Source organism: Nocardia sp. NPDC059236 (genome assembly GCF_042754085.1).
Lineage (GTDB): Bacteria > Actinomycetota > Actinomycetes > Mycobacteriales > Mycobacteriaceae > Nocardia.
In genome coordinates this window covers 603,269-615,952 of record NZ_JBHZAF010000002.1, presented here as the reverse complement: position 1 = coordinate 615,952, position 12,684 = coordinate 603,269, and the positions used below count along the sequence as shown (strand labels likewise).

Sequence of the window (12,684 nt, the reverse complement as noted above, 5' to 3'; positions counted from 1 at the left end):
CCGGCGCAGGGGAGCCGGACGATGACCGTCACGACAGCAGTGGACGCTGCTCCTGCAACCCGGCCGGCGTCGCCCGCCGGTGTGGTGGCGGCGGCTCGCTCGCGCACCGGCCGGACGGTATGGCAGGGCCGCCTGGTGCGCGCGCTATCGGTGCTGGTCGCCATCGGCGTCTGGGAATGCCTGACCGCCAACCACATTCGGCTCTGGGTGCGATTCGATACGCTGCCGACCGTCACCCAGATCGTGCGGGCCTTCCACAACCAGCTCGGCACCGGCACCTACTACCTGGACCTCGGCCAATCGCTGATCCGGATTCTCTCCGGGTTCGGGCTGGCCGCGGTGGCGGGCGTGACGATCGGTGTGGCACTGGGCCGTTCCCGCTGGTTCGCCGACATCGTGGGGCCGCTCACCGAACTGGCCCGGCCGATTCCGGCCATCGCCATCGTGCCGGTGGCCATCCTGCTCTTCCCCGACGACGAGGCCGGGATCGTGTTCATCACCTTCCTGGCCGCCTTCTTCCCGATCATGGTCGCCACCCGGCACGCCGTGCGGGCGCTGCCGACCATCTGGGAGGAATCGGTGCGCACCCAGGGCGGCAGCCGCTGGGACGTGCTGTGGCGGGTGGTGCTGCCGGGCAGCCTGCCCGGCGTCTTCGGCGGGCTCTCCGTCGGCATCGGCGTGGCCTGGATCTGCGTGGTCTCGGCCGAGATGATCTCGGGCCGGCTGGGCGTCGGCTACCGCACCTGGCAGGCGTACACCATCGTCGACTACCCGGGCGTCTTCGTCGGCATCATCACCATCGGCGTGCTCGGCTACACCACCTCCGCCGCCGTGGAACTGCTCGGGCGGCGCGTCACGCACTGGCTGCCCCGAGGTGAGGAGTCCGTGAAATGAGCACCGCCGGAATCGATCTGACCCTGGACCGCGTCGGGCTGTCGTACACGGGCGCGCCGGTGATCAGCGACCTGTCGCTGACGGTGCGGCCGGGCGAGATCCTGATCCTGACCGGACCCTCCGGCTGCGGGAAGTCCACGGTGCTGCGCGCCCTGGCGGGCCTGCTGCGGCCGGACATCGGCCGGGTGCTGGCCGACGGGCTCGAGGTGACCGGCACCGATCGCGACCGCGCCGTCGTCTTCCAGGACAATGCCCTGCTGCCCTGGAAGTCCGTGCGCGCCAATATCGAACTGGCCCTGAAACTACGGGGCGAACCCCGGGCCGGACGACGCGCGCTGGCCGACCGCTGGATCGCCGAGATCGGGCTCACCGGCTTCGCCGACTTCCTGCCCAAATCGCTGTCCGGCGGCATGCGCCAGCGCGTACAGCTGGCCCGTGGACTGGCGGGCGCGCCCCGCGCGGTCATGATGGACGAGCCCTTCGGCGCGCTGGACGCCCAGACCCGGAACACCATGCAGCGCCTGCTGATCGACACCTGGCGCGAGCATCCCGCCACCCTCGTCTTCGTCACCCACGACGTGGACGAGGCCCTGCTGCTCGGCGACCGCATCGCGGTGCTCGGCCGCGCCGGCGAACCCCTGCGCGCGCTGCTGGAGGTCCCGCGCCCGCGCGAAACCGGGGTCGACCGCACTGCGCTACGCACCGACATCATTGCCGCCCTGGATCATTCGGGCGACCTCACGGAGGCAACCAAGTAATGGACATCCCCGATCTCGCCGACACCACCCGTCTCGACTGCGACGTGCTGGTGATCGGTGGCGGCACTGCCGGCACCATGGCCGCGCTCACCGCCGCCGAAGCCGGCGCGAACGTACTGCTGCTGGAGAAGGCGCACGTCCGCCACTCCGGCGCGCTGGCCATGGGCATGGACGGCGTCAACAATGCCGTCATCCCCGGCAAGGCCGAGCCCGAGGACTACGTCGCCGAGATCACCCGCGCCAATGACGGCATCGTCAACCAGCGCACCATCTATCAGACCGCCACCCGCGGCTTCGCCATGGTGCAGCGGCTGGAGCGCTACGGCGTGAAGTTCGAGAAGGACGCCTACGGCGAATACGCCGTGCGCCGGGTGCACCGGTCCGGGTCGTACGTGCTGCCCATGCCGGAGGGCAAGGACGTGAAGAAGGCGCTGTACCGCGTGCTGCGGCAGCGGAAGATGCGCGAGCGCATCGGCATCGAGAACCGGCTGATGCCCGTGCGGGTGCTCACCGAGAACGGGCGTGCCGTCGGCGCGGCCGCCTTGAACACGCGCACCGGTGAATTCGTCGCGGTCGGCGCGAAGGCCGTCATTCTGGCCACCGGCCCGTGCGGCCGCCTCGGACTGCCTGCCTCCGGGTACCTCTACGGCACCTACGAGAATCCGACCAATGCCGGTGACGGCTACGCCATGGCCTACCACGCGGGCGCGGAGCTCTCGGGCATCGAATGCTTCCAGATCAACCCGCTCATCAAGGATTACAACGGCCCGGCCTGCGCGTATGTGGCCAATCCGTTCGGCGGGTACCAGGTGAACGCACTCGGCGAGCGCTTCGTGGACTCCGACTACTGGTCCGGCCAGATGATGTCCGAGGTCAAGCGGGAGATCGAATCCGCCCGCGGCCCCATCTATCTCAAGGTCTCACACCTGCCGGAGGAGACCCTGGACGCCCTCGAAGGCATCCTGCACACCACCGAACGCCCCACCCGCGGCACCTTCCACGCCAATCGCGGCCACGACTACCGCACCCACGACATCGAGATGCACATCTCCGAAATCGGTTTGTGCAGTGGTCATTCCGCCTCCGGCGTCTGGGTCGACGAACACGCCCGCACCACCGTGCCCGGCCTCTACGCCGCCGGTGACCTGGCCTGCGTACCGCACAACTACATGATCGGCGCGTTCGTCTACGGCGACCTGGCCGGCGCGCACGCCGCATCCACCCTGAGCGAGGTCACCGCTCCCGGCGAGCTGCCCGCCGGCCAGCTAGCCGCCGCCCACGAACTCGTCTACCGCCCGCTGCGCAATCCCGACGGGCCGCCGCAGCAGCAGGTCGAATACAAGCTGCGGCGGTTCGTGAACGACTATGTGGCCCCGCCCAAGACGGCCACCAAACTCTCCCTCGCCATCGAGACCTTCGATCGCATGCTGGACGACCTCACCGCCATGGGCGCGCGCACCCCGCACGAGCTCATGCGCTGCGCCGAGGTCACCTTCATTCGCGACTGCGCCGACATGGCCGCCCGGTCCTCACTCACCCGCACCGAATCCCGCTGGGGCCTCTACCACGAGCGCGCCGACCTCCCGGAACGCGACGACGTCGAATGGCGGTACCACCTCAACCTGCGCAAGACCGCCGACGGCCGGATGGAATTCCTGAAGCGACCGGTCGCACCGTATTTCGTTCCGGTGCCCGGGCTGGACGATCTGCCCGGCACCGACGACACCGTCGTCCCGGTGGACCAGCCCGCCCTCATCGGCACCCCGCCCAACCTCGGGGCGCAGGTGCGCTCCCACGCACCCGCCTTTGGCGTCGTGACGAAAGACATTGTGGCACCCAGGATTGCGCTACTGCTGAGCCTGGACGCGCCCGGTATCCCGGAGTTGCTGCCGTTTCTCTCCGATGCGGATCCCCGGGTCCGCGCCACCGCCCTGGCGGTCCTCACCGAGCACACGCCGGACGGCTTCGCCGACCAACTGATCGCGGCGCTCGCGGACGAGGACGCGGAAGTGCGGTCGGCTGCCGTGTCCGGCCTGCGGGAACTCGCCGAAATCCTGCCCGCCGCAACCGGTCTCGTCCAGCACGCCGATTCCCCGGATCCGATCGTGCGCGCCGCGGTGGTGGACCTGCTGCGCGCCCTGCGGTCCGGCTCGGCGGAGCTCTTCGCCAAGGCCGCCGTCGACGCCGACCACCGCGTCCGCATCCAGGCCGTGCACGCCCTGGTCTCCCTGGACGACTGGACCGCCCTGACCGCCGCCGCCCACGACGACAATCGCGAGGTCAGGATTGCCGCCGCCCGCGGTCTGGCCACCATCGGACTCGGCGGCGCCGACACCGTCCGCGCCCTCACCGCGGACCGCGACCCACTGGTCCGCGCGGCCGCGTTCACCGCGCTGTCGCGACTGGGCGCCGACTCCGACGCCACGGCACTGACCGCCGCACTGGGTGATTCGGCATGGCAGATCCGGGAGGGGGCAGCGCGCGGCCTGGCCGCGGTCGGACCGGATCGAGCGGTCGAACCACTGAGCCGGGCCCTCGCCGATATCCATCCCGATATCCGCAAGGCCGCGGTGCTGACCCTCAGCACCTGGCCGGAATCCGCCGCCGCCCTGGCCGCCCTCGAATCCGCCCGCGCGGACAGCGATGCCGATGTGCGCGCCTACGCCCGACGTGCGCTGGCGGTACACGCCGGCGGCTAGGCCGTCATACGGGTCAGCGCTGGTCGGCGGTCCGGAACAACCCTTCGACGGCCGTGATGAAGTACGGGAAATGCGCGCCGAAACGCTGCAGCGCGCGATCGCCCTCGAAGCCGCCGAACCAGTACAGGCCGGGGCTCCCGTCCGCCGTCGGATCCAGCTCGCGGAAGGTGCGCACCCACTGGTCCCCGCGGTGCGCGGCCACCAGGAACGGCAGCGCCCGGGAGAACACCAGCTCCTGATCGGCGGCCGGAATGCGCTGCGGCGCAATCGCGTCCAGCCCGCGCTGCATGGCCTGGACCCGACCGGTGAGCTCCCGGCCCAGCGCCGTGCGGGCGGGCAGATAGCGCGGCAGCAGCAGCGCCGCCACCCCGCCGAGCGCGATGGCGGCCCCGACCAGGGCGTGCCGCTGCGGGCCGAAAGCCAGTGCCACGGTCGCGATGACCCCGAGCAGGATCAGCCCGGCCCCGAGCCAGAACTCGAAACCCCGGCGGGTCCGGTCGATGAACACCCCGGCGGCCACGGCATCCCCGATCAGTGCCGCCCGCACCGCGCTCGCATCCACCCGGCCCTTGCGCTCGGACAGCAGCACCGACTCGACGCCCTCCGGAATCAGCGCCGCGTACACCGCGCGCTCGTAGGCCGTCAGCTGCTCGTCGGGCGGATTCACCCGGGAGAAACGCCAATTCGAATCGCCGACAGCGCTCACCCACAGATAGTTGCGGACCGCCAGATCCACCACGGTCGACGCCATATCCGGTACGTCGGCGTGGCCGTCGAGCAGCAGCCCGGCCGTGCTCGGCAGCATCCCGTCGGGCGAGGTGAACTGGACGTGGTCGCCCGCGCGCACCAGCGGATCGAGCACCTCGGTGCCCGCCGGCGCCGACCGGCGCGACCACACCACATACCCGGCCGCCGCCGCCAGCGCCGCCAGCAGCACGCCGAACGCGGCGAACACCGGACCGGTCAGCGAGAAGGCGCCGGGCGCATTGTCGTCGCGCACATCGGCGTTCGCCTTGACCGTGCTCGGCGGCAGCTGCAAGGTCACATCCAGGATGTCGCCCTTGTGCAGATCCGTCTTCTCCAGATGCGCGAACCCGTCCGGTTCCACGCGAATATCCGCGCAGTCCTGCGGATTTCCGGGCGGGCCCACCGTGCACTTGGTGATGCCCATGCGGAAGCTCGGGCTCGACACCGTCGCATTGATCGACGCCACATCGGTATTCAGCACGCCGGTCCACTGGAACACCTGCGCGCCCGAAGCGTCACTGACGGTGTTGTGCACGGTGTACTTGAAGGTGGCCGAACCCGGCCGGGCCTCGATGGTGAACCGGTCGTCGGCGACCTTGGCATCGCCGTCCCCGTCGGCGGACACGTCGGTCACCTGGAAATCGCGCTGCACGCCCGCGCCCACCTGCACCCGCAGCGGCAGCACCTGCCGAAACTCGCCGCCCTCGGGCACTTTCACGGTTTCGGTGACCCGCAGCAGACCGTCGTCGCCCAGATTCACCTCGGCGGTGATATCCACACCGGCCGGCTGCGCCACCGCGGCCGGCGCCGCCACACCCGCCACCGCGAGCAGCAGCGCGACCAGGGCGGCCCCCCGAAAAATCTGCATGACTGGCTACTCTAGCCAGCTTGCTATCCTTCCTCAGCGGCAAGTCGCAGGTCTATGGAGCCGGCAGGTTATCTCTGAGGAACGAGGGGGTGCGGGGGAGATGACTCGCCCACCGTCCGAGCACGGACCGACACCCCCGGGCCGGCGTCCCGTGCCACCGCGCGGAACCCCGCCGCCGGGCGGGTCGCAGCAGCCGCCCGGATACCAACGGCCGCCGGGATATTCGCCGCCGCCGGGCCGGCCCACTCCGCCGCCGCCCGGGTATCCATCCCCGCGCCCGGCATATCCGCCCCCGCCCGCTGCGGGTGCGCCCCGGCCGGGATATCCACCGCACCAAGGCTTTCCGCCGCCCGGCTACGGCCAGCCGCCCGGCTACCCGGCCCGGCCCGCCTACCGCGCGCCCATGCCGCCGCCCACCGCCGCCCCGCCGACCGGCGCGATCCCGATGACCCGGCCCGCGCCGCCGCGCCGCGGCCGGGTCGGTGTGCTGGTGGTAATCCTGGTCCTGCTGGTGACCGGTGTGCTACTGCGCACCGCCATCACCACCGGCCTGAATTCCATCAATGCCGGCTCGACCGTCAAGACCAGCTACTCGGGGGATGCCGGCGAGAATCACGGCGTCGCGGCCACGGCCGACAACCCGCTGCTCACCAATGCCGATTACACGCTGCTGCCGGCCAAGTGCGCCTACACGCCGTGGGGCACCCAGGTCGAGGTGGCGCGCAAGTTCTTCGAAACCGCGGCGGACTGCCTGCACTCCACGTGGAAACCGTTGTTCGACAAGATCAATCTGCCGTTCGAGGCGCCCAAGCTGAACGTGTCCGCCGACACCACCGGAATCACCACCCTGTGCACCGGGAACAGCACCAATTTCGCGGCCTTCTACTGCTCGGCGGACATGACCATCTACATGCCGATCAGCCAGCTGCAAACCGATCTCTTCGGCAACAACTGGGTCGTCTACCTGTCCGTCTTCGCCCATGAATACGGCCACCACGTCCAGGCCCAGTCCGGCATTCTCGGCAAGGTGCACCAGCAGCGCCGTGACGCCGGTTCCCGCAGCGACACCGGCCTGGAACTGTCCCGCCGCACCGAATTGCAGGCCCAGTGCTTCGACGGCATGTACCTGTCGTCCTCCAGCAATGGCGGCTCGCTGACCAGCGCCCAGATCGGCGTGGCCCGCAATGACGCCTACCACCGCGGCGACGGACCCGGCGACATGCGCGACCACGGCACCGCCCAGAACATGGGCGGCTGGTTCGAGACCGGGTACGACAAGGACCGCACCCTCCAGTGCAATACCTTCAGCGTCCCCGCGAGCAAGGTGAACTGAACCGGACCGCAGAGCATTCGAGCCCCGCTGCGCGACGCAGTGGGGCTCGAAATGTCTGATGGCTCAGTGCCCGATATTTCGCACAGCTCAGTGCCCGAAATATCGCACAGCTCAGTGCCCGTGCGGCTTACCGATCCGGCTCGGCGCGTGCCCGTGCACGCCCTCGGCGTAGGCGGTCTCCGCGTGCAGCGCGAAGTCGATGCCGCCGATCTCGTCCTCCTTGGTGATCCGGAAGCCGATCAGCTTGTCCAGCACCTTGCCCAGCAGGAAGGTCACCCCGAAGGCGAAGGCCGCCACGGTCAGCACGCCCACGGCCTGCTTACCCAGCTGACCCGGTCCGCCGCCGTAGAACAGGCCCTTCGGCCCACCGGTCATGACCGCCGAGGCCAGGAAGCCGATGAGCAGCGTGCCCACGATGCCGCCCACGAAGTGCACGCCCACCACGTCCAGCGAATCGTCGTAGTTGCCCTTGAACTTCCAGCTCACCGCGAACGAACACACCACGCCCGCAACCAGACCCACGATCACCGCGCCGATGGTGTTCACCTCGCCGCAGGACGGCGTGATCGCGACCAGACCGGCCACCGCGCCCGAGGCCGCGCCGAAGGTGGTCGGCTTGCCGTCGCGCCGCGCCTCGACCACCAGCCAGCCCAGCATGCCCAGACAGCCCGCCACCAGCGTGTTCAGGAACACCGCGGCGGCAATGCCATTGGCCGTCAGGGCCGAACCCGCATTGAAGCCGAACCAGCCGAACCACAGCAGGCCCGCGCCCAGCAGGACGAACGGCAGATTGTGCGGCCGCATGGCATCGGTCTTGAAGCCCACCCGCGGTCCCAGCACCAGTGCCATGGCCAATGCCGAAGCGCCCGAGGCGATCTCGACCACCAGACCGCCCGCGTAATCGAGCGCGCCCAGCTTGGCCAGCCAGCCGTCCGGCGTCCACACCCAGTGCGCGATCGGCGCGTACACGATCAGCGCCCAGGCCGGCACGAAGATCATCCAGGCCGAGAACTTGGCGCGGTCGGCGATCGCGCCGCTGATCAGCGCCACGGTCAGGATCGCGAAGGTCAGCTGGAAGGTGACGAACAACAGCTCCGGCACCGCCGCCCCGCTCTTGTTGTCCACCACGTGCAGCGTGTTCGGATCGATTCCGGCCAGCCCGAAATGCCCGAGATCGCCGATGATCCCGCCGCCCGCGTCATCCCCGAAGGCCAGGCTGTACCCGAACAGCAGCCACGCCACCGCGACCAGCGGAATCGAGATGAAGCTCATCATCAGCATGTTGAGCACACCGCTGGACCGCACCATGCCGCCGTAGAAGATCGCCAGTCCGGGTGTCATCAGCAGCACCAGCGCCGTGGCGGCCAGCAGCCAGGCCGTCGCCGCCGGGTCGAGATGAGGTGTCATGCGGTAACTCCTTCCACGCGGTGATCGCGTTGCGTGGAAGTTACCGAATCCTCACGTTAAGGCGCTGTTACAAAAATGAGGCTTCGGATACCTGCCGTTAACAGCCCTAGCTGCGACGATCCTTGACCTTTTTGGTCAGCGCGCGCAATCCGCGCGGGCCGGGGACCGGATTGCCGTCGTCGAGCGCCATCCATTCGGCGGTCACGAGCCACTGCTGCTGGGCCCGGGCGTCGGCTGTGTCGTTGAACACGCGCCGCCCCCGATCGTCGCGCAATTCGTAGGCCAGCACCGACCAGCGCGGCGGGCGGCCCTGCTCGGCCACCTGGTCCCGCAGATACGCCGCCACCAGCGTGCCGATGGTGTTCACCGGCCGCAGCGACACCCGGTTGCCGTACCGGGCGGCATGGTAGCGCCTTCCGGCACACAGGGATCGGGGCGAGGCGTTGTAGGCGATCCAGCCCGCGCGCTGGGCGCGCTCGATCAGCCACAGATGCTTGATGGCGGTCGGCGGGATATCGCCCACCCGCTCGCGGATCAGGGCGATCGCCGGTTCGGAGAGCAGAATGTCGCGCCGGGTCGGACCCGTGCCGTGCGCGATCCAATAGTTGTCGGTGAGTTTCGCCAGCACCCGTCCGAAATCGTCGATGCTGCGCTGCGCTCGCCGGCCCAGCCGCTCGATGCGGTCGGCCTCGGCCCGCATGTCGTTCTGCACGATGAGGGTGTGGATCGCCGCCAGGGTCGGCACCTGGCCGCGCTGCAGCAGTTCCAGAATCGCGCCCGCGGTAGTCGGATCTGCGGCGGCGGACACGGGTAGGGAGTCGCGCCGGATGTCGTAATCGTGCGGGCTGATGGCCCGGCTGAGCAGTCCGACCGCGGCGGAATCGCCGGCGAATTCGGTACTGGAGAGCCAGGCTGCGGCAATCTCGTCACACGACTGCACGAGGCATGTCCTCCGGGGGATTTGGTTGTGCTCCGGCCGGGATGAGGGACCGGCCGGGGCGACCAACCTGATGAAGGTTTGGCTACCGAAGTTGCCGTCGTCCACGGTAGCCAAGCGATTGCGATCTTGCCGCATCGATTGACTGGATCGTTATGTCGGATCTCTGGAGTGGAAACAGAACGTAAGTCTGTATCTGGTGACATAGCAGGTCCGGGGTCTTGGACAAATGGCCGCTATGGACACGCTGAGAATTTGCTGTGGGAATTGTCGAGATATCCGTTCGGGACGGTCGGTTCTGATCGGGCCTCAGGAATGAGTGTGATCTACGCCATAGTTTGAGCGGACGGCCGGACACAAGTGGCGTACCGGACGACCGGCTCGGCGGCGCGGCACCGCCTGTCGGTGCGCCCCGGTAACCTCTCCCCGTGGCTCTGTACCGGAAGTACCGACCGGCAACGTTCGCTGAAGTGGTGGGTCAGGAGCACGTCACCGATCCCCTGAGTATCGCGCTCGACACCGGGCGGATCAGTCATGCCTATCTCTTCTCGGGGCCGCGCGGTTGTGGCAAGACCTCCTCCGCGCGCATCCTCGCGCGCTCGCTGAACTGCGTACAGGGCCCGACCTCCAAGCCGTGCGGCGTCTGCTCCTCCTGCGTGGCGCTCGGCCCGGGCGGATCCGGCAATCTCGACGTCATCGAGCTCGACGCCGCCAGCCACGGCGGTGTGGACGACACCCGCGAACTGCGCGACCGCGCCTTCTACGCCCCGGCCGAATCCCGGTACCGCGTCTTCATCGTCGACGAGGCGCACATGGTCACCACCGCGGGCTTCAACGCGCTGCTCAAGATCGTGGAGGAGCCGCCCGCCCACCTGATCTTCGTCTTCGCCACCACCGAGCCGGACAAGGTGCTGCCCACCATCCGCTCGCGCACCCACCACTACCCCTTCCGGCTGCTCCCGCCCGCCACCATGCGCGGACTGCTCGGCAAGATCTGTGACCAGGAGGGGGTGCAGGTCGAAGAGTCGGTGTACCCCTTGGTGATTCGCGCCGGCGGCGGCTCCCCGCGCGACAGCCTCAGCGTGCTGGACCAGCTGCTGGCGGGCGCGGGCCCCGACGGCGTCACCTATCCGCGTGCGGTCTCACTGCTCGGCGTCACCGATGTCGCCCTGATCGACGACGCCATCGAGGCACTTGCCGTCTCCGACGGCGCGGCCCTGTTCGGCACCATCGACCGCGTGGTGGAGGCGGGCCACGACCCCCGCCGCTTCGCCACCGACCTGCTCGAGCGGCTGCGCGACCTGATCCTGCTCCGCGCCGTCCCCGACGCCACCGACCGCAACCTGGTCACCGGCCCCGGCGACGTCATCGACCGCATGCGCTCCCAGGCCGAGCGCCTCGGCGCCGCCACCCTGGCCCGGCACGCCGAACTCCTGCACGAGGGCCTCGGCGACATGCGTGGCGCCACCAACCCCCGCCTGCTGCTCGAAGTCATCAGCGCCCGCATGCTTCTTCCGGCGGCCTCGGATGCCGAAACCGCCACCCTCCAGCGCCTCGAGCTGCTGGAGCGCCGAATGGCAAGCGGCGCAATCCCCGCCGCCCCGCAGCAGGCGCAGGCCGCCCCGGCTGCCCAGGCCGCGGCCTCGTCCGCCGCTCCCGGCGTGCCCCCGGCCGACGGCGACAACCGCCGGCGCGGAGCCGCAGCCCTGGCCGCGCTGCGCGCCGAAAAGTCCGGCACACCGGCAGCTTCCGCCGCCGAGACGGCGTCCGCGCCGGCGCAGGCCGCCGATCCCGCACCGCAGACCGTCACCGGTGGCACCGCGGTCCGGCCGCCTGAGCTGAGCCCGGTGGGCAGCGCTGCGCCGCAGGTTGCGGCCACGCCGGTAGCGGAAAGCCCTGCGCCGCAGCCGGTTCCGGTCGCTGCTGACCCCATGCCCGCACCGGTGGCGGTCGAATCCGTTGCGCCGGTTGCCGATCCGATCGCGGCCGCGCCGGTCGCGGAGCCGGTGGCCGAGGCCGAGCCGGTCGTGACTCCCGCGCCGGAGCCGGTTCCCGAGCCCGAGCCGGTCGCGGCACCGGCCGAGGTCGCTGCTCCGGCGGCCGCCGCGCCCGTGGGTGACGCCGTGCTGCAGGAGGTCGAGGCGGCATGGGCGGATATCCGGGCCAAGGTGCGGGACTTCGGTGCCGCGGTGCAGGCCCTGCTGACCGGCGCCAGTGTGGCGCGGGTCGAAGGGGAGACGATCGTTTTCGCGCATCTGCACGCGCCGCTGGCGCAGCGGTTGTCGCAGCCGCAGAACCTGGACGCGGTGCGGTCGGCGGTCCGGGCCGTGCTGGGTCGCGACCATGATGTGCGGTGGGAGGTCGGGGGACCGGCCGCCGGTGGCGGATCGGCGGCCAAGGTGGCGGGGCGGGCCCCGGCGGGCGGGCAGCCCGCGCCCAAGAAGGCCGCGCCGAAGTTCTCGCGCCCGAGTCAGGCCAAGGCGGCCGCGGCCGCACCGGTCGCCGAACCCGCGGCGGCCGCTGGGTGGGGGAGCACTGCGGCACCCGCGGCGCCCGCCGCTCCGGCGCCGGCGGATCCGGGTCCGGCGGGCGGGGATCCGTTCGATGCGAGCAGTGCCCGGTTCGCGCCGCCGGAGGACGATATTCCGCTGCCTGACGGGCCGGATCTTCCGGACGATCCGGGGCCGGGGGACTACTCGCCGGTAGGTTATGACGGCGTCCCACCTGCTACTACGCCGGAGGAGGAGCGGGAGATGCTGGAGGAGTCGGCGAAGCCGGTGCCTCCGGAGGAGCGCCGCGACCCGGATGAGGTGGCGCTAGCGCTGCTGCGGTCGGAGTTGGGGGCCACATCTCTCGAGGGTTGACAGTTCCCCTGCGGGGCAACTTAAGTTAACCGGAGTTCGCATAGTTCGGTATTATGATCGGGTGGCCGTGAGTATCGGTTTCGCGAGGTTCTAAGGTATGCCCGGGCGTACGGGCTTCCGGAGCGTCAACGAGCCTGCTCGGGACGCTGTTTGTACAGCGTCTAGGCGATCGGTCGT

8 protein-coding genes are annotated in these 12,684 nt (G+C 70.0%); 5 read left to right on the top strand and 3 right to left on the bottom strand.

The window, feature by feature from the left end; translation table 11 throughout:
• Nucleotides 1-21: 21 nt before the first annotated feature.
• The 3 genes from ACFXIV_RS07950 to ACFXIV_RS07940 are packed head-to-tail and all read left to right on the top strand — an operon-like array spanning nt 22 to nt 4,351.
• Complete coding sequence (locus ACFXIV_RS07950) at nt 22-894, top strand: ABC transporter permease (protein WP_379393267.1); 873 nt, start codon at nt 22-24, stop codon at nt 892-894.
• The gene (locus ACFXIV_RS07945) at nt 891-1,652 is read left to right on the top strand and encodes an ABC transporter ATP-binding protein (RefSeq protein WP_379393269.1); all 762 of its coding nucleotides are present in this window, start codon (nt 891-893) and stop codon (nt 1,650-1,652) included. The genes ACFXIV_RS07950 and ACFXIV_RS07945 overlap by 4 nt, the downstream gene beginning before the upstream one ends.
• Nucleotides 1,652-4,351 (top strand): fumarate reductase/succinate dehydrogenase flavoprotein subunit, encoded by a 2,700-nt coding sequence (locus ACFXIV_RS07940; protein ID WP_379393270.1) that lies wholly within the window; start codon nt 1,652-1,654, stop codon nt 4,349-4,351. The genes ACFXIV_RS07945 and ACFXIV_RS07940 overlap by 1 nt, the downstream gene beginning before the upstream one ends.
• A gap of 13 nt (nt 4,352-4,364) precedes the next feature.
• Here the strand turns inward: ACFXIV_RS07940 and ACFXIV_RS07935 are convergent, their stop codons facing one another.
• Nucleotides 4,365-5,966 carry a DUF2207 family protein gene (locus ACFXIV_RS07935; protein WP_379393272.1) on the bottom strand — a complete coding sequence of 534 codons (1,602 nt, stop codon included), beginning with the start codon at nt 5,964-5,966 and terminating at the stop codon, nt 4,365-4,367.
• A 403-nt stretch (nt 5,967-6,369) separates the two neighbouring features.
• Here ACFXIV_RS07935 and ACFXIV_RS07930 point away from each other — a divergent pair, with 403 nt between their 5' ends.
• Entirely contained in the window at nt 6,370-7,299 is a 930-nt protein-coding gene (locus tag ACFXIV_RS07930; RefSeq protein ID WP_379393274.1) for a neutral zinc metallopeptidase, read from the top strand.
• Nucleotides 7,300-7,410: 111 nt separating this feature from the next.
• Here the strand turns inward: ACFXIV_RS07930 and ACFXIV_RS07925 are convergent, their stop codons facing one another.
• Complete coding sequence (locus ACFXIV_RS07925; RefSeq protein WP_379393276.1) at nt 7,411-8,706, bottom strand: ammonium transporter; 1,296 nt, start codon at nt 8,704-8,706, stop codon at nt 7,411-7,413.
• A 106-nt stretch (nt 8,707-8,812) separates the two neighbouring features.
• Nucleotides 8,813-9,646 (bottom strand): hypothetical protein, encoded by an 834-nt coding sequence (locus ACFXIV_RS07920; RefSeq protein ID WP_379393278.1) that lies wholly within the window; start codon nt 9,644-9,646, stop codon nt 8,813-8,815.
• Nucleotides 9,647-10,071: 425 nt separating this feature from the next.
• On the opposite strand from ACFXIV_RS07920, the gene ACFXIV_RS07915 reads away from it, so the two are divergent.
• The gene (locus ACFXIV_RS07915) at nt 10,072-12,507 is read left to right on the top strand and encodes a DNA polymerase III subunit gamma and tau (protein WP_379393280.1); all 2,436 of its coding nucleotides are present in this window, start codon (nt 10,072-10,074) and stop codon (nt 12,505-12,507) included.
• Nucleotides 12,508-12,684: the final 177 nt, after the last annotated feature.